Source organism: Gracilibacillus sp. JCM 18966, assembly GCF_055392695.1.
The window spans coordinates 315,164-340,795 of the sequence record NZ_AP043883.1; the positions used below are offsets into that span (position 1 = coordinate 315,164).

Sequence of the window (25,632 nt, forward strand, 5' to 3'; positions counted from 1 at the left end):
AAAAGATCTTACTTAATCAGAAATTGACAAGAAACGCACGTTTATTAGAAGTGACTTGTTTTACAAACAAGCCTTATCCATGGATAATTATCAAATGCTTAGCCCATAGCAAATTAGTCTAATTGCAATTCCCGCTCCTTATATGGTTCATAAGCTTCAGCAAACTCTAAAAATGCTTGTTTTATTTGGGCATCATTTCGTAATCCCTCCACATATGCTCTAAAGTCATCCATCGAAATATCTCCAACAATTGCTTGTGTTACTTTACTATCAAATTCACTTTGATAATTCGGCCAAACATCTACCCAAGTAGAGGAATATAACCAATCAAATGGATTCTGTTTACCCAACTTTTCATACCCTGCTACTTCCTCTTGTTTTGCGAGATTCTCCTCTTTAGACGCACCTGGATAATGTACCTCAGCCCACTTTTTATATCCAGGAGTAAAAGGCTGCATAGAAGTTGTATTTATTTGCTCCGTTCCTAAATCATTTAATACCTTCATGCCATCTTTTATTTCATGATGCACCCCTTCTATTCCGTAATATGCAAGCTCTGTCAATTCTTCACTTGCTGTTTTTTCAAAATAATGAAGTATTTCCATTACCTTTTCCTCTGGAACCTTTTTAGAAATATAAAATGCTCCACTCGAACCAACAGCTAATTGCGCTGTATAACCACCTGGCCCTTCTAAAGGTGGAAGTGTCATCAGCTCTCCTTCTGGCTGTATTTTTTTGATATCTTCCGTCCAAGGAAAGTCCCTATAAATACTGTAGGTATAACTAGCAAGTCTTCCTGATCGAAGCATATCTTGTCTTTGGAAACCATTCAGACCCGAGAATTCCTCTGCAACAAGTCCATCTTTATAAAGTCCCCTCAGCCATTCCACCATATCGGTATACTGAGGTGTTAAAGTATCTTTTATCATGCCACCTTCTTCATTATAGGTTGGAGTTGCGGCACCAAATGCGATCATTAATGGACTTGTAACCCCTTCTGCTACACCAATAGTTCCTTGTCCACTAGGATCATTCTCCACAATTAAGGAAAGTGCTTCCTTATACTCCTCTAATGTTTTTGGAATGGCAATATCATATTTTTCTAGCCAATCCTTTCTTATCTTGATACCCGGCTCAATTAAAGCTCTTGACCTAGGGATTCCCCAGATATGACCATCCCTAGTGACATAATCCCATATACCTGGCGTGATATTATTTTTTAAATTAGGAAATTCAGAGAAGTCATCTAGAAAAGGAGCTAAGTCCCAAAAAGCCCCCTGATCAATAGATTGAAGTAATGTTGGTTTTGTAAAATCTAGTTGCCAAATAACCTCTGGTATATCTCCTGAAGCCAGAACTAAGTCAAACCTTGTATCATATTCAGCATCCGGTACCCATACCATTTCTAATTCTGTATTTGTCCTTTCTTGTAGCTCCGAAAAAAATTCATTATCCATATCAGGAACTTCTGTAAACAATCCTGCCATCATTTCAATCTTTAAGGTATCATCGTTTTCTTCCGTATTCTTGCTATTCTCTTGATCTTCATTATTACTCGTCACTTTTTCATTACCGCAGCTAGCTAGAATAAAAATGGATATAACAACAATGAATCCACATAAAAGCAACCTTTTTACTGAACGATTCAAATTATTTCCCTCCTACAGATTCATGCTTTTAGTATAAGTGCCTCATAACTAGTTAATTTATCGATCTTAATCGATAACTGATTATTGTGCCTTTCATAGGAAATGTCACTTTCGTGCACTAAGCTATAAACATGTTCCATTTCCTTAAGATTTATGGCTAGATTAATTTCATTCATTACAATCGGCTCATGATACGTAGTCCCATTAAATCCAGAGAGATTTAATACTTGCAAAATATAGTTCTGATTATCATATTTGTTTAAAAAAATCTCTACATTTTCAGGAGCATTTGTTTCCAAAATGTAATCCCTTCCAATTATCTGATCCATTATGTCTGATAGAATTCTTTTATGGTCCTCAAATCCATGCTGGTAATAGAGGTTACCAATATCCCATGGAAGATAAACATTTGTGCTACTATCTTTGTGATTCCAGCCCATCCCATAATGTTCACCCTTGTAATGACCTCCAACTCTTTCAGGGGGACCAAAACGAGAAGTTTTTATATAGGGCAATAATAATCTGACATTTTGATCAAATACTAGTTTGGTAAACTTCCCATCAAGGAAAATCCAATCTCGATCATGAAAGCTCGGAAACATTTTTTTGTTCCTCACTTCCAAATAGTCTGCACGCGTTTTTGACTTTACTCCTTGATAACGACCACCAAAAAAATAATGGAGCATATTTTGATTAGCTTCATCTTTTATAAAAGATTGCCCTGTTGCAATAAGTGAAACTCCATTACCTTGAACATTTTTTACTACTTTCCACTCATTTTCACTTAAACTACTTAGATTAGGAAAAATAATAAGCTTATATTTGTCGAGTGGTTGTATAGGAGCTAATAAATTATCTTTCTTTATAACGTCGAATATAACATGCTCTTCCTTTAGCATTTTATAAATACCCAAGTATTCCTTCATCGAACTGCTTTCATTAGGCTTAATTAGTAGTACGTCTGCCATAGAAGAAAAATTTCCAAAATACTCTTGGTTTTTTTGATGAAATGCAAATATTTCTTTTACCGCCTCAAGATTATTTCGATCAGGATAATCTTCGAATACACCTATGATACAAAAATCCAATCCTGAACCACTTGCTAAACTCTCATACAATCTTATCTTGACCTCATGTTTGGAAACACCAACAAAACGATAAAAAATATCGACTGCATTAATGACACAGTTACTTATCAACTTATTTTTCCACGAATTCTCAACTGATTGTACATTTTCTGAAGCAGAATATAACCATTTGGGATAGTGTCTATCTATTGCTGTATTTGACTCCTTTCGCACAATATCTACCTTATGATCGTGGTATGTTGAGATTGCTATGTTGTTATTTTTAGTTTTTACTAAATGATGAATTCGTTCTAACATTTCTTTTGTCGTTACGCTTTTAAATGTAAGATAATCTTGAAATACCTTATCCTCTAGATTCTCGTCAACTGGTAAGTCATGGCCAAACATGGCCTTAAACCTTTTCCGGCAACTTTCACAATGGCAAATGCCGTAATAATTATTGCTGTAATCCCTAGTTTGATAACCAAACATATTAAAAAATATTCCGTCCACGGCATACTGCTCGATAACCTCTTCCATTATTTTTAAAGAATATTCCCTCTGATAAAAACCATTTACACATGTATGAACCATTTGGTTGTAATTAACTATTTCTTTATCTTTGGTTCTATAAAACCAATCGGGCTGTTCTAGAAAAATGCTTTCATGCGCCTTACTGAAATCAAATCTTGCGATAAATTTAATCTTATTTTCATGACATTTTTGAACCACTTCTTGAACCAGATCTTTCTTTAGATAAGGTGATTTATAATGGTATTCTAGTTTTGTTGGATAAAAAGCCTCTATCCCCCCAGTATTTAACATAAGTGTATTTGCTGAAAAATCCTTGAGCTGTGTAATTAATAAATCTACATCTAAATCAGCATTTTCTTCACTAATATTGGTTTGTATAAGCCTAAGATGATTTTCTGACCACCAATTCAATATGATTCACCTCCCTATATTAATAAAATGAAAGCCTGGTACCATGCTTCGTTATTTAGCATAGCATCCGTTAACTCTATCTGTAAGCGCTAACTTTTTTGTATTTATTCTGTTTTTTTTGGATAAAAAAAAACACCTATATGATAAAGGTGCTACTTGGTTGCTTTTTAAATTGCCCAGGAGTTAATCCAGTCATTTTTTTAAACAATTCACTAAAATAACGATGATTAAAATAACCAACTTCTTCACTAACTTCTGCTACACTCTTTCCTTCTTTTAGCATTACTTTTGCTTTTTCTATCCTGATTTTTGTTATATATTTAATATAAGTTAGCCCGACTTCTTCTTTAAATAGAATACTAAAATAGGAAGGGTTCATTTGAACAATGGAAGCTACCTCTTCAAGAGATATATCCTTCGAAAAGTTTTTGTCAATATATGCACATGCTTTCTGGACAGATATATGTTTTTGTTTACTCCGTAATACTTTCATCCAATCAAGCATTTCCATAAAATGACACTTTAGCCATTTTTCAATTGCATCTAATGAATTTAATTTTTCCAGTTCAACATGTGGTATATAATTGTCTTTTTTCCACGTGTACTCAACGCCTGTTTCTTTCACTACTTCTAAACCTAAATAAATCAGCCTTAAACATTCTTGTTTCATGACATCTGGTGATAAATTATTGTGCTTTATATCATTTAGAAATTTTTCTACAAGTGTTGAGATACTTTCACTATTAGCTGACCTAATGCTAAAGATAATGCTTCGTTCTAAAGTTGTTAATGTATCAGATAGTCGATGATTAAAATCCAGTTCATTGAAGGCTATGATCCCAGTTTCTTTAACGAACCCACCCATTTTCAAAGCATCCTGTGCTTCAACGTAAGACCTTCTTATATCCTTAGGATGGCGATAAGTGGCACCAATACCAATTAAAACATTTAATTCCGTTAAGCCTGCTAAGAAATCTGATAGTTGATTCTTGTCTCCACTTTGAATCCAAATAATGATCGTTTTTTTTCCTTCAGTAACAAGTAATGTCTTAATATCTAGAATTTTTCTAGATGACATTAAAGCTTTCTCAATATTAAATGAGCAATTCGGCTGACATACCCCAACAGTAACTCCAGTGATTTCTGATGCCTTCATTCCAACTACCTCGTACCACTGATCCTCTGTTAACATATCTTGATTTAAAATATCTATTACTTTTTTCGCTGTGATAAGACTTTGGGAGTCATGCCACTTCTGTTTTAAATCCTTTAATTCATTATTGGCTTGAATTTTTTTCATTGCCTTGTCCAAGCAATTTTCGATTCTTTCTATGGTTATTGGCTTTTCAAGATAGTCAATCACATCAAGTTGTATTGCCTTCTTATAATATTCTATCTCATTAAAGCCGCTCATAATAATGCAATATGTGGACGGAACTATTTTACTTATTTTCTCTATTAAAGTTAAGCCATCTAGACCAGGCATACGTATATCAGTCAAAATAATATCAGGCTGATGGTCTTCTATCAGTTCCAATGCATCTATACCATTGGTAGCTGTACCAACTAATGTTAGTTCCCATCTAGCCCAATCAATAAGATCTTGAACGGCATCCAGCACTAAAATCTCATCATCAAAGATAACTACTTTAACCATTATTTTACCTCCTGATCCAATGAAATTCTAATCGTTACGATCGTGCCTTTATCGTGTTCACTTTCAATTTCCAACGAATAATTCTTTCCATATAAAAGTTCCAAACGCTCTTTTACATTTTTAATACCATATCCTTTATTCAAAAGATTTGTATTTTTCATCCCTATACCATTATCCTCGATTATAAAAATCATTTGGTCGTTTTCCATATAACCTGTTAGCTTTACGTATCCTTCTCCCATTTTTGCTTCTAAACCGTGGTAATATGCGTTCTCTACAAAAGGTTGAAGTATTAATTTTAATATCATCTTATTCTTCATTCTAGTCTGAACATTTTCAATATATTTGAATCGATTTCCATAACGTATGGTCTGGATAGAACTATAGTGTTGAATATGATCCAACTCTTCTTGAACAGTAAGTAATTCTTTTCCTCTGTTTAAACTTAATTTAAAGCTTTCAGATAAGGAAATTGTCATTGTTGCAATCTCACGAACATTGTTTTTGATTGCCATCCAATAAATGGCGGAAAGGGTATTGTATAAAAAATGTGGCTTTATTTGTGCCTGCAATGCTCTTAATTCTGATTCTTTCTCTTTCAATCTGGATTGTAACAACTTTTCATTTAAGTCGATATTATTTTTTACAAGTATTTTAATTTGCTTACCAATATTTCCAACTTCATCATTACCTAATCCCCCCAAATCTTGTTGATAATGAGTTATATTTGCAACCATTTTTTTTAACTTTATCAATGGCTGAAGGATAGTGTCGGACAGATAGATAGAAATAAAAACGGCAATGATAACCATTAATCCAGCGAAGGTAAAGGTAATTACCCCAATTTTATTAGAATCTTTCAATAAATAATCCTCATTAATTAAATGGATATAAGACCAGCCAGTGATCGGGTTCGTATAGCTACTACTTAAGAATCCCTTATTCTCTAGCGCTTCAAATTGTGAATTCTCCAACTCGTTGAGTACTGTATTAGAAAACTCCTTGTTTTGATTATTAATGTAAACTGATACAGGAGAAGAACGCTCGCTACGATCTACTATCATAAAGGTAGTTTCTCCATAATTCATGGAAATTGCCTCAAACATTTTCTTACTTAAATTGATAACGAGCACACCCAGTGCATCCCTAGATAAATCATTTGGATTTCGTAATAATTTCACAGAAGAAAAACTATCATTACTTCCATTTAGTATATTATGGCTAAGAAAAATCTCTTTCCCCCTTGCCTCTTTAGCACGATGGTACCAATCCTTTGTTTTGATCTCTTGAACATTATTGAAAAAATAAGATCCTTTTCTAGATATACCATAGCAATACGACTTATCCTCGACATCAAAAAGGCATACAGATTCGATATATTTAGTATTTAATGTATATTGTGAAAGAATATCATTTAGAATAATGGCAGTTTCATAGTAATCAGTTGAACCATTTGCCACAAGCAAGAGTTCGTTTCTAATCTCTTCATTCGATAAAATTAACCTATGTAAATTAATAACACTTTCATATGTGAGCTCTGACATTTCGCTAGAAGTCCTTAATAGATCTTGATAATTTTGAATATGATTTTCCACAATTGTTTGTTTGGATATGTGATAGGAAACAGCACCTAACAAGAACATAGAAGGGATGGATAGTAGGATCAATGCAACCCAAAAACGAGTTCTTAGCTTTTTAATTCCCGGTTTCTTAAGGAGCTTATCTCTCATTCGTTTTCCCCCTATATCGAACATCACACCTTACTGCTAATTCCAAATCCATCACTTTTATAGCAAGCGCTTTCATTTTTTTTAATCTATTATACTATAGATTTAAATAAAATTATGCTCCAATGCTATTAGTTGGGACATAAGAATAAAATTAAAGGACTAAACAATCTCATGAGACTTGTACAACATAGAGGGGAAAAGTGTGGCTGGTATTGTATTTACTCTGTTTTAATTATAATTCGCTATTGTTATATTGGATTTGCAGAAAAATATGAGTGGGGGTATTTGCTGGGAGAGAAGAAAAAAAGGGCAAGAGGTATTTTTTAGTCATTATTCTTGATAGGAGTATACTCCCTCTTCCCCTCCCTTGAGATTGAGTTATCTATTATGACTGTTTATCATTCACATTTAATCTCGGAGCACTGATCCTATCTAATTGTTCAACCAAGTTTAGTAGAAGAAAGCCATTACCTTCAGCACTTTTCCCATTTCCAAGTGGCAGAGTTCGTCTAATTAGTTGAGCATAGATCTCTGATTCGATGAGGGACCGATCAAATTCTTTTTCACTTAAATTAATGATTAAGGCTAAAGCACCTGCTACAAAAGGTGCAGCCATGGAGGTTCCTGACAGTTTTGCAAATTTATTATCTAGGTATGTTGATAAAACATTTACACCAGGAGCTACAAGATCTACTTCATTATGACTATTCGAAAATGGAGCAAGCTGTAAGTTCGTATTCACCGCACCGACGGAAATAACTTCATTATATGCTCCAGGATAGGCATATTCAAATGTATCCTCTTGGCCATCCCCTTCATTTCCTGCAGCTACTACAACGGATACATTATGATTAACAGCATTTTGAATCGCCTCACGCATTTCAGGTACATCATTAGGACCACCTAGTGACATGCAAATCACTCGAGCTTGTTCATTTTTTGGACCTCGCCATTCCACTGCATAATTGATCGCATTTATGATCCATCCATAATCACCAGCACCATCTTCTGTTAATGCCTTTATACTTAAAATTTTTGCTTTTGGAGCTACCCCAACGACCCCATCACCATTAAGGCTTGCTGCAACGATACCCGACACATGTGTTCCATGACCATTATTGTCTTCAAAGTTGTTAACATCTCCATTATGATCTGTTGTAAAATTCCTTCCACCAATTATTCGATCCTTAAGATCCGGATGATCGGTGTCGACCCCAGTGTCTATAACAGCAACCACAATGCCTTCACCCTCATTGCTTTTCTCCCAAATGGCAGGTGCCTGTATAAGTTGGACCCCTTCTGGTGTTTCATTTGTACTATCCTCAATCGACTGAATGGTATAAGGTATCAATTTAACTTTATTTTCCACCATCTTCCTCCTCCTTCTAAAATATATTAAAGTTTATAGCATATACATTTAACATTTTTAGGTAATTCTACATCAGAAGATAGAGAAGATATAAACATTATCGAGCAAATCTACTTTTTAATCAGTTGATTATTAATACTAGCTTATTATCTACATACAATATTTATTCCTATTATATCATAAGGTGGTATTAATTAACATTTACAGAGTGCAATATCGCAATTAGTTCTTTAACCATTAATGAATAATTTGTCTATTTTTCCATCATATTAGAGAAGACTACACTATCATTTGAGGAGGAATTGATATGAAAAAGGGTAACAATATCTCAAGCATGCAGGATCAAAACCAATTGGCACAAGCACAGCAATCGATTTTGCATTTGCAGCATGCCATTCACCAAGCACAAAGTCACCCAAATGAGGAGATCATGCAACAAATAAAGCATTCTCTAGAACGAGCGAAAAAATCACTAGCACAAGCTGAGAGTGTAACCGATGACGATAATGCACTAGACTTAGTTCGAAGGGAATTAGCACAGCAAGAGGAAACATATCAGGAAATCTCAGATCGAGGAATTTAACTTAAGCTTTTGTTGCATCGACAGTTTTAATTGCAACAGAGATATTGGACAGGTAATTAGCTCCCTGTCCAATATCTTTGTTTATCAGTCACTTCCACCGTGAAATTCTAAATTCTTGTCCAATATATTCGTTTATTAGCCATTCCATCACGGGATTCCAACGCTTTGTCCAATATCTTCGTTTATTAGCCACCTCTAACGCGGGGTCTCAGCTGTTTGTCTGGTATCTTTCATTTCATTCAAATTCTGGACTTCGGTAAATACTTGTTGTCTTCAAGAGTAAATCACCAAAGCTAAACTCTGGTGATTCATTTAAAAACTACTTGTATCTTCGAAATTTTTGTATAGAAGAAAAGCCTAATCATACAACGATATAGGCTTCCCCTCCATTATGAAGAGACTTCCTGAATATCAAAGGAAAGAATTCGTTCCGTAGCAGGATTATAAAGGACGGTTCCTCTCACCTTGATTTGCTCCTGTGGAGATTGTAGTGTGTATTCATATACCTCTCTCGTTTGATTTGTTGCTGGCTGTGTCTTAGAAATGGAATTGTAATTTGTCACATTATAACCCGGATAGGCTACTTGAACGACCTCTAGCAAATATTTACCCCACTTTTGTTGCTCTAACGGCGGCGATGGCTGAAACTCAATAGAAATAACTCCTACGGAAGGGTTTGCTCCTAATGTTTCAAAGGCTCTACGATGTAAATTGATCGTTGTTTGAGGAGATCCAGGAACTTTATCTACGATGGTGACAATAATCTCTCTTCCATTTTGAGGATTACGTATTTTCAATGTTTGTCCACACTGGTATGGAGAATTTTCACTGACAGCTGCCGTCAAATATTGCCCATAGGACCACGGAATCCCACATTGCGTTACATTTCCCCCATTTGTCCATGTTGCTCTCCCTTGAATATAATTTTGACGATAGACTTTTTCTTGATAATATGGGTAAGGAGCATTTGAATACATAGGATAAGGGTTATAAAAATCTTGATACATATTATCCCTCCTGTTTTTATCATTTAGAATATTGTATGACTGATAGTAGGATATTTGTGACAAAAACCTAAATAGAGGAGTTTAATTATGAAAACAGAAAAAGAAAGGATGCTAGCTGGTGAAATGTATAATCCAGCTGACCCGGAGCTTGCACAAGATCAGAAAGAAGCGAGACGTATGGTTAGGTTATATAATCAAACGACAGAAACCGAGGAGGAAAAGCGAATTAACCTATTGAAGCGACTACTCGGTTCAACAGGTGAAACTGTTTATATGGAACCAAATATACGCTTTGATTATGGCTATAATACATATGTAGGGGAAAATTTTTTCGCTAATTTTGATTGCACCATATTAGATGTTTGTGAAGTACGCTTTGGTGACAATTGCATGCTTGGCCCTAACGTAAAAATTTATACAGCCACACATCCACTCCAGCCAGTGGTTAGAAATTCTGGGAAGGAATTTGGAAAACCTATTACGATTGGTAACAATGCTTGGATTGGTGGTGGTGCAATCATTAATCCTGGCGTGACTATAGGGGACAATGTTGTCATCGCCTCAGGATCAGTCGTAACTAAGGATATTCCAGATAATGTAGTTGTTGGCGGTAATCCTGCGAAGATCATTAAAGAGATTGAAATATGAATGCTAAAAAAGCTTTAAAATTTTCTGAAATTCAGTGATAGACATAATGGCCTTGTTGGGAAGGTCAAAAATATATATCACATGATACGTCTGCCTTCAGAATATGGAGTTGACGTACATCTCGATGCTAATATGCTCCCATTGGAGAAGTGAATTAAATTTCACTTCTCCAATTTTTCCCTTCAATAATTAGTTCTATTAACCTATATAAAAACAGATAGAAGTTGACAAAAAATCATACTAAATTTAAATTTATATGAGTATTATTAAATTATCTGCTTGCATTTTTACATAAAATATCCTTATAACAAACAAGACTAACGTCACTTAGAAAGGAAGGTTTTTTTGAGAAAAAGGTCGATATTCATTACCACCACCATTATTTTTCTATTACTCATACTATTTCCTACCATGATAAGTGCAAATGAAAAGACTTATGATGTCGGAACAACAAACCTACTCATTCGATCTGGGCCATCCATTGAAAGCGAAGTTCTAGGAAAATTAAATCCAGGAGATCAGGTGAAGGTTTTTGATGAATCAAACGGATGGTATCAAACGTATTATAACGGAAAGGAAGCTTGGGTAGCTTCTCAATTTTTATTTCAAGGTAAACAAAAATCAGTAACCTCCCCAAGTTCGGAATCTGTCTCCATTAGTGCGACAGGTGTGAGAATTCGGTCGGGACCTGGCACAAGCTATAGCATCATTGGCTTCACAACACTTGGTGAAACCTTTTCCGTATTAGACAAAAATAATGATTGGATCAAAGTGTCTCTTCCTAATGGTAATATTGGGTGGATTGCTTCATGGTTAACCAATCAACAAGCATCAGAAGCTATACCTAAAGCTCGATCAAATAAATCCATTCAAGAGCCTTCAAAATCAATATCGGGTAATGCAAGCTTAAGTGGCTACAATATTATCTTAGACCCAGGTCATGGAGGGAATGATTCAGGTGCTATCGGTGTGGGAAATGTCTACGAAAAAGACATGGTGATGGAAGTTGTTGATGATATCACAAATCGCTTGAAGCAAGAAGGAGCAACTGTTCTTCTAACCAGAAGTAATGATACAAGGATTGAGCTGCCAAAAAGGGTTGCGATAAGTCATGCCTATCAAACACATGCATTTATTAGTCTTCACTTTAATGCTAGTCCAATAATATCAGCTAATGGGATAAGTACACATTATTACAGCAATCAGAACCTTGCCTATCAGGTTCAAAATGCAATAGCACAGCACCTCAACCTTTCTGATAGAGGAATAAGGCAAGATAGTTTTATGTGCTAAGGAATAATCAAAATCCGGCTATTTTGATAGAGATGGGCTTTATTACAAATCCAAGTGACTTACTAAAAATTCAATCAAAAGATTATCAATCTAGTATAGCTGAAGCCATTACACAAGGTTTAATTTCATATTTTAAAAATTAGTTTAATACTATTGCTCCGATTACTTGATATTTTTATTAACCATACCCTTTTATTTTCAATCAATGTTGGAGTGATTTAATTGTTCATTTATGTTAAAAGAGATAAAGTCCAAATCTACCATCAGTCAAAAATAGAGATGTCAGATATTGAAGAACACATATATCTAAAAAAAGGACTAGAATTTCTATTAAAAGAAACGAAGAAGGATATCGAGTTATATCAATCATTAGAACTAAAAACGAGAGAAGATAATGTATTGCTTAAAGAATTCATTGCAAAAAAAGAGAAAATAGAAAAAATGCTTGAAACATTTAAAATAGAAAATGAAATGGATTGGAAATCAAAACCACCAGTTCACACTGGTGGTTTTGATTTAATTCGATGTAATAAAATTGGTATTTATTCAAAAATGCTGGGAGACTAAATGACCCTTCTGATGAATAAATCGTGTTACTTTGATGATAAAAAATTAACAATTCTTCTAATATCGAACTATTTGCTTTATACTTTTTCAACTCAGCTACTGCCTCGAGCCCATAATACGGGTGATGAATCATATATGGAGTCAATCGTGGATCATGTGCAATCCTATTCGAAATGGATTCTAATTCACTCATTCTCTCATTTGTAATAGCTGCAACCTGTTCCAATTTGGCTAAATTGGATTGTTCGATTTCTTCCTTTAAATTACTTACAGAATTTAAATAAATAATGGAACTCATAATTACAAAAGGGACAAAGAAAACGATTAGATAGGAAACAATATAATTAATAAACAATTTAGATTTAATCAAAATACCACCTTCTCCCTATACAAGCAATTAACTCCTTCCATAGGAGGGGGTTTTACTTTTTTGTTTTATTTTTTGCTGATTTTCTTCCACACCTACACACGCCCTATACGAAAACCAAAGAATGGGGTACAAGGTTAAAGGCACGCCTACAAAAGCCGTTAATACCGGAAGATACCAATATAAATAATACAAAATAATAAGGGAGATAAACATAGCGATCGCTTCAAAGGGTCTAGCTAAGGCTATAAGGATGGATTGTTTATAATACTGTAATAGGGTTAGATCATAACGTACATAGACAATAAGAAAGTGACAAAAACTCGCCAAGCCAACGATTATGAAAAACATTAATACTAAATGAAAATAAAAAGATTGGATATATGTTTTAGATACAAAATAATCGACATATAAGAATAGACCAATCAATAACCAACCTAAAAATAAAACATTTGTTTTTATAAAACTTTTCTTGTATGTATTCCAAAACTCTTTTACAATTGGAACTTCCTTATTCTCTGAAAACCACTTATGTATAATAGATGCCATTGCTACTGTAGCAGGAGCAATCCCAAATACCCCGACACCTAACAAGGTTAAGATAATCCAACAAATATTTAAAATCATCATTCTAGCTAACCAAAAGCCAAACGTATATAGATATTTAAAAAATCCGTTAACGAATACCACTGTATTTCCCCCTAACTTGTTATTTTCTCTATCATATCAAAAAAGCGCTCAAAAAAGAAAGCCCTTTCAAAATTTGCAAAATATTCAAAACAGAATTAATTTCAGGAAAAACATCTCTTAAAACCATCAAAAAACCTACCACTTCTTAACCAGAGGTGGTAGGTTTCAAACTTAGCTTAGCTGTTCTATTAATTGCTTTACTCTTTTCGTTAATTGTTCCTTTGCACTTGCCGAAATAAAGCGTTCCATCGACCGTTTCTCTACTTGTCTTTCGAACTTGGCAAGGAACTTACGCGCTTGTTTAATGGAGTCTTTTTCATAATGGTGGATCATTTGCCTATACGTATTGGTCAATTGTTTTGCCAATGGACCTCGCAGGTCTCCCGACTCGATGTATCCATCCATTAAATCTTGTAGGCTAGACAGCTGAACAGGAAATTCAACAGTGGGAACGGGAACTGTTGACCAATCCATATCCGAACCAAAATAAAAGCTCGTATAGGATGGTTGATTATAGGACGTATTTTGTCTCGCCACCTCTGCACGATACTGTGGATCATGCATTAACGTATAAAGCTTGTGATCTGTTACTTCTGTACTCAAGTAAATACGAATAGCTGAGCTATCCTCTGTTCTTACTAGTAACTCCTCACGCCAGTCACCAAATATATCTGCAACAAGGCTTGGATTTCCTTTCGTCCAGTTATTGGTTCTCGTACCTTCTGCCGTTAACACAGTACCCTTCTGCCAATCATCAATGGTTGGAGTTTGGTCTCTAGATCCATTAATAAGTTGCGTCGTCATATCAGCAGACCATTTAATGCTCATGTTGGTTCCAGGAAGCCCCTTGGATTCAGTAACGTCTTCCCCCTCAGCCGTTTGTAATTTAACAGCCCATGTTTCTAAGCCTGGTTTCGTTGGAACTATATCACCGATCATTCCGCGGCCAGTATCTTTTCCTGTGTAATCACCATAAAGAACCTCACCAGTCGAAGCATCTCTTAGTGCATAACCATAAGGAGCCCAAGCACCGCCTTCAAAAACCATATACATTTCCAAACCAGGTCTGTTCGGATCAATATCGGCAACATGCATGGCATCTCCATGACCTAAACGAGCGATTCCTTCTCCAGCTGCTTCCTCCGGCATCTCATCCATCGAGCTATACAATAAAGAGCCATCATGATCAATCGTAGCCGAGCCATAAACAATTTCTTGTTTTCCATCTCCATCAACGTCTGCTGCACTTAAGGAATGAAAGCCTTGAGTGGTAATACTTCCAAATTCCTTGTCCGTTCCATCCACGCCGTGTGGACCATCATTAAATGGGTTGCTCATCGGTGTCCAACCACTGTCTACATACCAATTTTCACGAAGATGCTCCCCGTCCCAGTTGTAAGTGACAATCGTAGCTCTTGTATAATAACCTCTAGCAAAAACGGCAGAAGGCCGTTGCCCATCTAAATACGCAACACCTGCTAGAAAACGATCGACACGATTACCAGGCTCGATACGGGACATAGCATAATCTCCCCATCTTAATCCATCATCTCGACGCCCAGGCTTGTAATGAATTGTCTCTAACTCTCCACCAGTTTCTCCATCAAAAACCGTCACATACTCTGGTCCTTCTAGGATAAAGCCTTCAAAATTGCGTAAATCGTTACGACTACTTCTTTCTGGAGCATAGACATCGATAAAATAATCAGCTAGATTTTCTGCGTCCTCCTGTGATAAAGGATAAGCATATTTCGATTCTATTCCAAAGCATTCCTCTAATGTAGCAGGCCACTCTCCACTAATAACCTCTTCTTGCTCATGCCAGTTTCTAAATAAGTCTACGATATGTGCATAATAATCCTCACTACTCATGCGATAATCATCATGATGACTGTACCCCTGTTCCTTATCCTCTTCTGGCATCGTGATAAATTCTTCCGATATTACTTCACCGTTTTCATCATATCTGAGTACCTTCGTACCAGGAGCTGTCTTTAACATTATTTCTGACTTACCATTGCCGTCAAAATCATATACTAAAAACTGTGTATAATGTGCTCCTGAGCGGATATTGACACCTAAATCGATTCGGTAAAGAAGTTTTCCATCAAGAGTGTACGTATCAAGATAGGTTTTTCCAGTATAGCCAACCTGAGATACATCCTTAGCATTAGACGGCTCCCATTTGACAACATACTCGTATTGACCATCTCCGTTCATGTCCCCAACACTCATATCATTCGCGTGGTAAGTAAAAGATTCCCCTGCTAGTGTTATTCCATCTGCAGGCTTTTGTAATGGTAAATCATAATACGCTTTGTCCCACGGGAGAATCGTTTTACTTTCTTCGACCTCTTTTCCATTTATTACGGCATGAACCGCATATTCATGATTGCTAGAGCCTGCTTTATCCAAATAGTTCGTGCTTTCCTCGACTGTTGCAATCTTTTCACCATCTCGATACACATGGAAATTCACACCTGTTAGCCCTGTTTCAGAATAGCCAGTGACTTCATTAGCTAGTAAACGCCAGCTCAAGAAGACACCTTCCGAAGTAGATGCAGCTACTAAGCCTCGATCTAATTTTTCTAGCTGGATACTGTTCATTGTACCTTTTTTCTCTACTGCTGAAATATTAATCACACCCGAAAATAGTAATACTAACGTACTAATGGAAACTAGTGTCTTTTTTGCCCATGATTGCTTTAACAAATAATCACTCCTTTTTGAAATCGCTTACAAATTTTAGATTAAGAAAAATTTACCTCCCTTCCTGTTTTCGATTATACCAACATAGCTTGGTTACACCATTAAAAAATCAGTGAAACTTATTGAAAAATCAGAGGTTTTTTCTAAGGAGAATAGTCTCCTATTTCTATCACGAAAAAAAGCATCCTTCTATACGTAAGTATACTTTACAAAATGCAAACGATCCTTTACAATGGTATATAAGGAGAGATCATAATGAAGAATCGGCTTAAGGAGTATCGAGCGCGTTATGGCTATTCACAGGAAAAGCTGGCAACTCTTATTGGTGTAACGCGGCAAACGATTGGATTTATTGAAAAACAAAAGATGCTCCCATCCGTATTACTAGCAATGAAGCTAGCAAAGGTTTTCCAATGTAAAGTGGAGGAGTTATTTTTGCTAGAAGAGGGAGATGAGGACTTGTGAATAAATTTAAGCTCTATCACCCACTAATTATGGCATGTTTCTACTTTGCCTTATTACTATTCTTCGGATATGTTGATTTCATTATGAATAATCCCGACCAAGCCATCTTAACCATAAATGGGTTTAGAATCCACTTATTTATGGTCATACTAATCATTGGATTCATTGGTTTTTCTAGCTTTTTAATTGTCTATACGTACTATTATCAAAAGTGGAATAAAGGGAATCCTTTGTCACTTAAACCACCAGAAATCAATGAAGAAGATGAAGGAACCCAACATATTTATACGATCGCTACGAAACGAATCTATATGTTTTATACAACCGTGATTCCGATTCTTACATTGATTGCGTTTTATTTGCACATGATTTCCTTTGAATTAAGTGCAAATATGGTAGTATATGTTCTCTTAAGTATTTTGACGATTCATTATTTCCTTTATTATAAAGTGATTTGGGATTTTATGAAATAAAATCCTACAAAGAAGCATATATACTATCAAATGTTAGATTGTTGCATTATAGGAGTACATCCTATTTGCATATTAGAAAAACTCGGCATTCGCCATGTCCAATACCGAGTGCCGAAGTTTTTCTTATACTATCAACAAATAAGAATTTTATCTTACTGATAGTATAATAAGCCTTCTAAAGCTAATAGCTTTAGAAGGCCCCCCATTACACACATTCAGCTTTTACACTAACACCCCACTTGTGCCAGCTCCAGTTACCACTGAAAGAACCACCTTGGTATACAAGACACCAGATAGTTAAACCAGCAAAGATAGTGAATGCAAGTGTTAAAAGTACTGCTAATAACACGATAAACCAACCATCGAATTGCACTTTACGATTTTCAACCATTGCAGTAAGATTGCTTTTCAAAGATGCAAGAGTAAGTACAACTAATAAAGATAAACGATTAACTAATGCCATTTTTTTCACCTCCTTTCAAGTGTAGAGTCTTTATGAAATATTGCTTTTATTATCATCATTCCATCACCAAGTGGTGGAATGATGTTAATAACATGGAACACATACAAAAAACCGGTAAACATGAGGAAATTCTGGTTTGTCCATTTCGCAAAAATAATCAGAACAAGTCCGATAACTAGTAGAATAAAAAGTGGCATCGCTGCTACCTTCATCATTTCCTTCGATGTTAAAGTGAATTTCGGATAGATAGTAATTTTGGCAAAGGTGAATTCTACCTCCAACTCTCCTTCCTCCCTACTCTTTTTCAATAAGATTGCATGCAAGTATTCATGAATAATAAAGGAAAGAAATAAGCCACCAAAAAAAATAACATAAAATTGAAGGATGTATCGAGCCATTGTCCAGCTTGTATGTATTACTAATGGAAGTAGACTGAATACTACCATTGCCACAAGTAATTTTTTGTAATGTCCAAGGAATAGTTGGACAAAAAGCCAAAAGTTCACACGATCTAGCGAATAGACAACCTTCATGAAGCTGCCGACTTTCGCTTAAACAATGATAGGATAAAAATAAATAGGACAAACAAAATAGCTATCGTTATAAAAATTGGAATACCATTAGCAACACCAAATTGCATTTCCAATGTATCCTCCGATGTTGGGGTACTGTTAAAGAAGAGACTACCAAAATAGGTAGTTCGATAACCTTCCTCCCCGCTACTAAAAAGCATGATTAGGAAACTAGCCGTTAAAATAAATAATGTCGTGATAATAGCTGCTATTAAACTATTAATGTATGTCAACAAATTTTTCATTTCGAAAACTCCTTCTCAGATTGATTAAGCCCTGAATACTGAATAATATCATGACCAAGTAGAAAAAAATCAGAATAGCTATATTCATCCAAAGGCCCAAATTCATGAAGGTTAGCGAAATTCCTATCACAAGTATCGGAATCATCACAACAGCAATACTCGTGATAACGGAAAATGGATTGTCATTATAGGGGGGAAATAATATCCCTGCTAACACGAAGATTAGCACACCGAATGTAACGACAACATATGGAATGATGAAATGAATAACCGCTGTAATCATGATAAATCCAGATAATAATAAGGGGATCGAAACAAGATAAATAATAATTAGCTGTGAGACTAATAAATATAAATAATCCTTCCATGCCACATAATCAAATTTATACATCATTTGTCTCAGATTTTGTGAATGGATAAAGCTATAGATACCATTAAAACTAAGTAAAATCATCGTATAAAGGATATATTCACTTAAATTAAAAAGAATAAGTATAATTGCTGCTAAATACACAAGTGCTATCGTATTCAATGTATTCATATTTCGAAAAGTGCTTAATACATATGCTTTCATAACAGAAACGTTTTTTGCTTGAAAGGCAAGAAGATGCTTGGAGTTCGACATATGAGATTGGTCAGGGATCACAATAATGAGTCCAGTCATTATAACGACAAGACCGACATACAAGAGAGTCGTTAACCAAAAACCATAATTCTCATGAAATTGTTGAAAGAATAAGAGTATACTCTCCGTTGTATTGGTTTCTTGAATCAAATCATTAGCAAGCTCCTGTACCAATGTTTGTGCTTTTCTCAAGAAAACCGCAAAAATAAAAACAAGAATAGATAGATTAATAATGTGGAAGAGCTTTTCTATTTTGAAAAAGGTGCAAGCAAAGGAAACTAGCTTGGAAATCACCTGTAACGAGAGATAAGCAAAAGTACTGACATATAACAAATTCACCATTAATACATCGATAAATGCGAATTGATGGATCAATACCATAGACAGGACAACGGAAAAGGAAAGTAGAAATATTACTACAAAGGAAATCAATGTCTCATAAAGAAAAACAGAGAAATTCCGCTCCTTACTACTAATCGGAAAATTAATCGTCATCCGTAAAAATCCATCCACTTTGGAGAAGATCACTTTGAGAAAAATCGTGACAACAATCGTCCAAAGTATGATTGTACTAGAGTATGTATTCAACAGAAATAAAACGATTTCTTCTGTCTGTAATGCTTCAGAGAAAAATATAAATACAGACACCGTAATGACTGTCATTAAAATAAGAAAGGCAACAAGTAACAAAATACGAATAAGTGGATTTTTTAATATGCCAAAGTTTAGTACTTTTCGCATAAAAAAGGTGCTATATAAATGAACTAGATGCTTAATTGGATATAATCTCATTTTTGCCCTCACTAATAGCTTTTAGATTTTTATTTACTTAGCTCGAGATAATCTCATTTTTTAAATCTTCATGATTCATTATCCCTCTAAAAATAGAGAGCAAGCTCGTAGTTTGGCGGACATCGTCAATCTTCTTTTCGGTATGAATTTTTCCTTGGTAGAGAATAACGACCTTATTACACATTTCTTCTAATAGATGCAGATCATGTGAGCACATAATCACGATCTTATTCGGCCCAGAAAAATTCATTAATAGTAGTTTCGTAATTTCTCTTGATTCGACATCCATTCCATTCAATGTTTCATCAATAATTAATATTTCAGGATCAATCAACATCGCAGCAATGAGCTGAACCTTCTTTTTCATCCCATTGGAATATTCCTCTATGAGGACATCTAATGCTGAATCAAAGGAATAATATTTGACTAAACGGTGAAAACGTTCTTCATCCATAGAGGCATTATACATTTTTAGCATAAGATTTATGTATTCTTTTCCAGTTAGAAACTCTGGAAGGACATCATCACTCGGTAAATACAATACAGCATTCTTAACTTTAAAATCATTATGATCAAGTCCGTCAAGCTTAATCGAACCTTTTTGTTTTTCTAAAAGGTCACAAATCAACTTGATTAAGGTTGTTTTTCCACAGCCATTCGGACCAATTAATGCTAGAAAGTCACCTTGTTGGACAGTTAGGTTAAGGCCATTCAGTACCGGTGTTTTTTTATCATAAGAGAAGTGAAGTTGTTGAATTTCTAGCATGACATTTACCTCCTTAGGCAAGAGTTAAAAATAGTCATTCGAAAGTCTCCTGTTTCATTCATGGAGGATTTAATCTGAAGGAATTTTCTAAAGTGATTATAACAACCTAAAAATAAGCAATCAAGGTTATTTTCCAAATTTAACATTGTTTAACAATTCCTTAACAAAGTCGTAATAGGACGAATAAAACTATTAAAACATCAATCAGTGGGAGGATTTATCCCCCCACTGATTTTCCTAGATATGCCTGTTTCATTTTTTTTAATCCATATGCAGCAACAGCTGTTGGCGTTTGATTTTCAAAGCTTTCCATAAAAAGCTCAAGTGATAAATACCCCTGATAATTTATGTTTTCTAAATAGCTGACAACTTTTTCTGTTGTTATCACCCCGTCACCTGGAAACAGACGCTCTCTATCTGTAATTTGATTTCTTGTAGGATATTTTGGATAATCATTGACATGAAAGATACCGATGTTTTCCCGTTTTAAGTAGGCTAAATTATCAAATGAACTTCCACCTTTATACATATGAAAAGTGTCTAATAAAAATTTAACATTGGGAAGTCCGCTTTCCAATGCGATAAACATTGCCTCGCTTAATGTTGCTAATTTCTTAGCATGCCCCCAAAATTCTAAATAGACATCCAAACCAATTTGTTCTGATAAAGTAGTTAATGTTACAAAATGGTCTGCAATTTCAGCTAAGCTTAGATTCTCCATATTCTCACAAGGAGGCGCTGCGACAGCTCTACTTCCTATTTCTTTCAGTATTCTCATCTCTTCTTTTGCTTCCTTCAATCCTTCTTTCATTCTTTGTTCATCCTCATCTGACCAGTTGAAAAAGGTAATCGTATTCACTAAGGAAATTCCATGATCCGTAATACAATCTCTTAATTCTCGTAATGAGCCTCCACTTTCCAAGAAAGTTACTATATCCTTCATCCAAAGTTCTATTCCGTCATAACCTGCTTCTGTTGCAATTCTGATTTGTTCTAGAATGTTCAAATTAAATGGGAACAAGGTCGAGGAATTTAGCGCAAACTTAAACTTAACATGCCGCATTTGTTTCATCCTTTATCAAGTATTTGTGTCCACTCCTCACTGTTACTCGAGCATGATGGCTATATTTTAATCCCTTGCTATCGTTTAAAATAATGTCGTAAATGTTTAACCGCCTTAATAATTCCCTGTTGTTCTGCCTCAAGGGATTCACTATAACGATGATCTTCTAATTCAATACTGATAGGTCCTTTATATCCTATTCGTTCCAGACGAAGAGCAATCTTCCCCCAATTAATTTCACCATCTCCAGGAATGGTATAGCGCCATGAACCTTCAGAAAACAGATATTTTTCGCCAAAAGTTGATGGCAGGACACCACATTCATAAAGCTCATCATGTAGAATCTCCGTATCTTTACCGTGACAATGGTTGACTCTCTCACCAAATTCATTTAATACTCGAATATAATCAATACCTAGTCGTACTAAATGTGATGGATCATAAGTCATTCCAAAGTGTTGAGATGGAATGGTCTCAAACATTGCTCGTAACATTTCAGGTGTACAGCCAAGCGTAGGATAATACGGAGCTGGTCCTGGCCATCCTTCGATTGCAATATAAAGACCTGTTTGTTCAGCATGTTTTACAATTTCGGGAAATGTCTCCTTCCAAATAGCAAAGCCCTTTTTTCGAGATAATTGAGGATCCTCTGGCACGAGACATATAAATATTGTTCGTGCTCCTAACGATGATATGTGATCCATTTGCTGTTTTAAGCTGTTTACAGCATTAGCTCGACTTTCTTCATTTATACTAAGCAATTGTCCTACATTTTTTACATCAACTGTTCCGACAGTAATACCTGCATGATCACATGCTTTTATTACGTCTGGGGTTAGTTCTGGGACATCAAGGGAATCTAAGCCAACCTCTGCCGCCCAATTAGCCACCTTTTCCATACCTTGTTGACCAATCTGCCCTGGAATACGCATTCCAATTTGAAAATTCATATGTTTAGCCTCTCTCCTATTCTTCATCCATTTCATAAGGCTTGTAGCCTGCAGATTTATAAACCATTTCCGAAAATTCGACTACTTTTAATGCAAAATCTCCAGGTACCTTTACCTCATGTTTACCTAGGATTGCATCAATAAAGCTCTTGTCTTGATTAGTAGTTTGCTTAGGAAGTTCTGGGATAATCATTTCCCCATTGGATAAGTACACCTTTATTTGATCATTATCGTAAAAAAGAGCACCTTTCTCTCCACAAAAAACATATGTTTCATGCCATATAGGAGCATAACCAACAAGATTTAGTCCAGCAATGGCTCCTTCTTTAAAACGAATCGAGGTAAAAGTATCAATTTCTACTGGCGCACCCTGTTGAGAGAGCTTTGTAGATATTTCTATTGGTGTTAAACCAGTTGTCCAGAGGAGAACATCGATGATATGACTGCCAGAATCCATCAAAAATCCTCCACCTGATAATTTCGGGTCTTGCCTCCATACGTACTTATCCTGTCTTCCCCTCCACCACTGTTGGTACAGAGATGCCGTTATAGATGTTACTTTACCAAGTTTTCCACTTTGAATGATATCATGGATATAAATAAATTCTGGTTGAAAGTGACGTTGGTACGAAACTTGCATCATTTTACCCGTCCGATTTGCTGTTTCCATTAATTGTCTTGCCTCTTTTGAAGAGCAAGTCATCGGCTTTTCGATTAACACATGTAAACCTTTTTCTAATACAGCGGTTGCTTGTTCAAAATGAAGGGTATGTGGCGAACAGATCACTACACCATCTAATTCAACCTGTTCAAGCATGTCTTGATAATCAGTAAATTGCTCGACCCTTTGTAAATCATTCCTTACTATAAATTGATTTCGTGCTGTTTCACTAATGTCAGCAATTGATTTAATCTCTACATTTTCTAACTCTAAAAGTTGTTCGGCATGTACTTGAGCCATTCCCCCTGTACCAATAAAACCAATACGAATTTCTCTCACAGTTTTCACTCCTCAACGATCCTTATTTTAGGGTGATCTCCATCAGTTGTTCACTGATGGTTAGCGAAACTTAACATTTAGCAAATGAAGGTCTTAAGAACACTTTATTCTATGTTAAAGGGATTTATTTAAGATTTCTTGTATTGCTTTATATACTTTGTTCGTTATTGCTCCTTTGTCTAACCCTTTTTCTAAATGCTTCTTAAATAATTCTAAGTGATTTACTGTTTGTTTAAGGCGACCTTTATCAAGGTGATCGTTCGCTTGCTTTACTTGATTGCCAAGCTTTTTAGCTAGTACTTTATCAAGCTGATTATTTTCCTGATAATTGGCAATATGTTCCTCTAATGACGAGGTAGTTTGTTTTAAAATAATTGGTTCTAATTGTGCAGCATGCTCCATCAGCATGACACCACTTAGTTGTTGGCTTAGCTCAATTGGTAATTTATTTTTTCCTTCCCAAGAGGACCCAAATAAGATTTCAGGATCTAATTTAACCTTTTTCCAGACGTTTTTTGCATTATCTACTATCCATTGTGCTAACTGTTCCTGTGACGGATCAACCTTGACTAAATCGGTTACATAACGGACAAGGATTCCTTTAAATAGTCCACCATCACCGGAACCTCCTTCGTAAATAATATGGTTGTGATTGGAAAATATATTTTTGGCTGTATTGGCAGTTCTGACAGCTGAATTTAAATACTTTTCCTCACCTGTTACTTGATAGAGCTCTACAGATGCCCCGATATAAACTCCTTGGTTATAAGTGAATTCCCATTCTTTATCGATCTTCCCATCACCAGTTCTGTTAATTCCATCCCAAACAAATCCATTTGTCGGATCCACTAGTGTATCAGTGAGCCAGTTGTAAATTTTCTTAGCCCATTGTAAATCTTCATCATTTCCGTAGTTTTGATAAAGTCTAGTCGCTAGTATTACTGCAGGTGCGTTCGAAGGTGTGTTTTTATAGTCTAACTGAGATTTATTCCAGGCAATTCCGCCACCATATTCATTACTCCATCCTGTCTTTATATCCTCCCACAATGTAAAAACAGCTTGTTCATGTTCAGGATCATTCGTGAATTGATGGAGGCGTTGTAAAGCAAGTGCCATCCAAAGCATGTCATCATAAAAATCGTTGCGGATATCTCCCCCATTTCTCTCTTTTACTGCTGCATATAAAGCAGTCGCCTTGTCAATATATTGACTATTACCAGTTCGCTCATAGCCATCCATTAGTGTGTCTATACCATGTGCCAGCCACCAATAATGAAAGCGGTTATTCTCCTCATCATCTGGATATTGGTTGCGAAACATACTCGTTTCATTATCCCAAAAGTTATCCTCGAGTGATTGTTGGGCTAGCTCTGCTTCCTCTTTTAAATCCCATTCTACAGACTTTTTTTCACTAGGTTCTTTTACAATTAAACTGTCGTAATTCAGCCAATTGGTACTACCTTTTGCGGAATCAAAACCAAGAGTAATGGTATTCACCCCCGAGGTTAGATAAACATCCTTTACATAAGTTGTTTGCCAGTCCCCCCAGCTACCTGTTCCAGAGAAACGCACCTCTTCGATCACAACCTCACTATTAACAGATAAGTAGCGAGTAGCTGATCCTGCAGCAGCTGAATAGTTAAATACGAAAGTGTAAGCACCTGCACTAGGGACACTCACTTCAAGTTGTACAAACTGCCCATTACCATTCCAACTCGCAATGTATCCATTGCCAAAGTAACCAGCTTCGGAGTTTTCGACTGCAACATTATGCAGTTTACCTTCTGTTGCATCATACTCTTCACTCCATTCCGTTGCTGCTTTTACCTCCAAAGGATTAGAAATATTTACGAAAAACAATGTACTTAGAGGTACTAAGATCGTGGCAACAATCAATTGATTTGACTTCAAAAACAAGACTAACACTCCCTTTTATC

22 protein-coding genes and 1 pseudogene are annotated in these 25,632 nt (G+C 35.5%); 5 read left to right on the forward strand and 18 right to left on the reverse strand.

The annotated features are described in order from the left end of the window. Window positions 1–113: 113 nt before the first annotated feature. The 5 genes from ACZ5N5_RS01365 to ACZ5N5_RS01385 all read right to left on the reverse strand — a co-directional run bounded on the left by ACZ5N5_RS01365 (window position 114) and on the right by ACZ5N5_RS01385 (window position 8,420). On the reverse strand, window positions 114–1,649 hold the full coding sequence (locus ACZ5N5_RS01365; protein WP_277678087.1) for a type 2 periplasmic-binding domain-containing protein: 1,536 nt from the start codon (window positions 1,647–1,649) through the stop codon (window positions 114–116). 20 nt (window positions 1,650–1,669) lie between these two features. Continuing rightward, a complete protein-coding gene (locus tag ACZ5N5_RS01370; RefSeq protein WP_464373110.1) occupies window positions 1,670–3,661 on the reverse strand; it encodes an alpha-amylase family protein in 1,992 nt (663 codons plus the stop codon). A gap of 136 nt (window positions 3,662–3,797) precedes the next feature. Further along, on the reverse strand, window positions 3,798–5,318 hold the full coding sequence (locus ACZ5N5_RS01375; protein WP_464373111.1) for a response regulator: 1,521 nt from the start codon (window positions 5,316–5,318) through the stop codon (window positions 3,798–3,800). Continuing rightward, the gene (locus ACZ5N5_RS01380) at window positions 5,318–7,048 is read right to left on the reverse strand and encodes a sensor histidine kinase (RefSeq protein WP_181397617.1); all 1,731 of its coding nucleotides are present in this window, start codon (window positions 7,046–7,048) and stop codon (window positions 5,318–5,320) included. The genes ACZ5N5_RS01375 and ACZ5N5_RS01380 overlap by 1 nt, the downstream gene beginning before the upstream one ends. A gap of 385 nt (window positions 7,049–7,433) precedes the next feature. Beyond that, window positions 7,434–8,420 carry a S8 family peptidase gene (locus ACZ5N5_RS01385; protein ID WP_464367720.1) on the reverse strand — a complete coding sequence of 329 codons (987 nt, stop codon included), beginning with the start codon at window positions 8,418–8,420 and terminating at the stop codon, window positions 7,434–7,436. Between the two features lie 304 nt (window positions 8,421–8,724). Between ACZ5N5_RS01385 and ACZ5N5_RS01390 the strand changes: the two genes are divergently transcribed. Next, window positions 8,725–9,000 carry a hypothetical protein gene (locus tag ACZ5N5_RS01390; RefSeq protein ID WP_054861087.1) on the forward strand — a complete coding sequence of 92 codons (276 nt, stop codon included), beginning with the start codon at window positions 8,725–8,727 and terminating at the stop codon, window positions 8,998–9,000. Window positions 9,001–9,389: 389 nt separating this feature from the next. Here the strand turns inward: ACZ5N5_RS01390 and ACZ5N5_RS01395 are convergent, their stop codons facing one another. Further along, complete coding sequence (locus ACZ5N5_RS01395) at window positions 9,390–10,007, reverse strand: DUF3889 domain-containing protein (protein WP_054788399.1); 618 nt, start codon at window positions 10,005–10,007, stop codon at window positions 9,390–9,392. Window positions 10,008–10,094: 87 nt separating this feature from the next. Between ACZ5N5_RS01395 and ACZ5N5_RS01400 the strand changes: the two genes are divergently transcribed. Both ACZ5N5_RS01400 and ACZ5N5_RS01405 read left to right on the forward strand, forming a co-directional pair. Beyond that, a complete protein-coding gene (locus ACZ5N5_RS01400) occupies window positions 10,095–10,655 on the forward strand; it encodes a maltose acetyltransferase domain-containing protein (protein WP_054861088.1) in 561 nt (186 codons plus the stop codon). Between the two features lie 411 nt (window positions 10,656–11,066). Beyond that, a pseudogene (locus ACZ5N5_RS01405) lies at window positions 11,067–12,091 on the forward strand (N-acetylmuramoyl-L-alanine amidase). Between the two features lie 311 nt (window positions 12,092–12,402). On the opposite strand, the gene ACZ5N5_RS01410 reads toward ACZ5N5_RS01405, so the two are convergent. The 3 genes from ACZ5N5_RS01410 to ACZ5N5_RS01420 form a co-directional block, all read right to left on the reverse strand. Beyond that, a complete protein-coding gene (locus ACZ5N5_RS01410; protein ID WP_464373112.1) occupies window positions 12,403–12,885 on the reverse strand; it encodes a hypothetical protein in 483 nt (160 codons plus the stop codon). Window positions 12,886–12,912: 27 nt separating this feature from the next. Then, complete coding sequence (locus tag ACZ5N5_RS01415) at window positions 12,913–13,572, reverse strand: YesL family protein (protein WP_109985380.1); 660 nt, start codon at window positions 13,570–13,572, stop codon at window positions 12,913–12,915. Between the two features lie 171 nt (window positions 13,573–13,743). Next, complete coding sequence (locus tag ACZ5N5_RS01420) at window positions 13,744–16,284, reverse strand: rhamnogalacturonan lyase family protein (RefSeq protein WP_464373113.1); 2,541 nt, start codon at window positions 16,282–16,284, stop codon at window positions 13,744–13,746. 252 nt (window positions 16,285–16,536) lie between these two features. Between ACZ5N5_RS01420 and ACZ5N5_RS01425 the strand changes: the two genes are divergently transcribed. Both ACZ5N5_RS01425 and ACZ5N5_RS01430 read left to right on the forward strand, forming a co-directional pair. Beyond that, a complete protein-coding gene (locus ACZ5N5_RS01425; RefSeq protein ID WP_054788403.1) occupies window positions 16,537–16,746 on the forward strand; it encodes a helix-turn-helix domain-containing protein in 210 nt (69 codons plus the stop codon). After that, on the forward strand, window positions 16,743–17,219 hold the full coding sequence (locus ACZ5N5_RS01430; protein WP_054788404.1) for a hypothetical protein: 477 nt from the start codon (window positions 16,743–16,745) through the stop codon (window positions 17,217–17,219). The genes ACZ5N5_RS01425 and ACZ5N5_RS01430 overlap by 4 nt, the downstream gene beginning before the upstream one ends. Window positions 17,220–17,424: 205 nt before the next feature. On the opposite strand, the gene ACZ5N5_RS01435 is transcribed toward ACZ5N5_RS01430, so the two are convergent. From ACZ5N5_RS01435 to ACZ5N5_RS01475, 9 genes are all read right to left on the reverse strand, one after another. After that, window positions 17,425–17,682: a hypothetical protein gene (locus ACZ5N5_RS01435; protein WP_054788405.1), complete on the reverse strand. Its 258-nt coding sequence runs from the start codon at window positions 17,680–17,682 to the stop codon at window positions 17,425–17,427. A 5-nt stretch (window positions 17,683–17,687) separates the two neighbouring features. After that, window positions 17,688–18,215: a DUF3267 domain-containing protein gene (locus ACZ5N5_RS01440; RefSeq protein ID WP_464373114.1), complete on the reverse strand. Its 528-nt coding sequence runs from the start codon at window positions 18,213–18,215 to the stop codon at window positions 17,688–17,690. Beyond that, window positions 18,212–18,499 (reverse strand): hypothetical protein, encoded by a 288-nt coding sequence (locus ACZ5N5_RS01445; protein ID WP_109985376.1) that lies wholly within the window; start codon window positions 18,497–18,499, stop codon window positions 18,212–18,214. The genes ACZ5N5_RS01440 and ACZ5N5_RS01445 overlap by 4 nt, the downstream gene beginning before the upstream one ends. Then, entirely contained in the window at window positions 18,474–19,916 is a 1,443-nt protein-coding gene (locus tag ACZ5N5_RS01450; protein ID WP_464373115.1) for a hypothetical protein, read from the reverse strand. Before ACZ5N5_RS01450 ends, ACZ5N5_RS01445 begins: the two co-directional genes overlap by 26 nt. 37 nt (window positions 19,917–19,953) lie before the next feature. Then, window positions 19,954–20,682, reverse strand: a complete 729-nt coding sequence (locus tag ACZ5N5_RS01455) for an ABC transporter ATP-binding protein (protein ID WP_054860340.1) — start codon at window positions 20,680–20,682, stop codon at window positions 19,954–19,956. Window positions 20,683–20,899: 217 nt separating this feature from the next. Continuing rightward, a complete protein-coding gene (locus ACZ5N5_RS01460) occupies window positions 20,900–21,745 on the reverse strand; it encodes a sugar phosphate isomerase/epimerase family protein (RefSeq protein ID WP_464373116.1) in 846 nt (281 codons plus the stop codon). A 77-nt stretch (window positions 21,746–21,822) separates the two neighbouring features. Then, the gene (locus ACZ5N5_RS01465) at window positions 21,823–22,695 is read right to left on the reverse strand and encodes a sugar phosphate isomerase/epimerase family protein (RefSeq protein WP_109985373.1); all 873 of its coding nucleotides are present in this window, start codon (window positions 22,693–22,695) and stop codon (window positions 21,823–21,825) included. Between the two features lie 16 nt (window positions 22,696–22,711). After that, window positions 22,712–23,695, reverse strand: coding sequence for a Gfo/Idh/MocA family protein (locus ACZ5N5_RS01470; protein WP_109985372.1), 984 nt, complete (start codon window positions 23,693–23,695; stop codon window positions 22,712–22,714). A 114-nt stretch (window positions 23,696–23,809) separates the two neighbouring features. Further along, complete coding sequence (locus tag ACZ5N5_RS01475; RefSeq protein WP_464373117.1) at window positions 23,810–25,612, reverse strand: glycoside hydrolase family 76 protein; 1,803 nt, start codon at window positions 25,610–25,612, stop codon at window positions 23,810–23,812. Window positions 25,613–25,632: the final 20 nt, after the last annotated feature.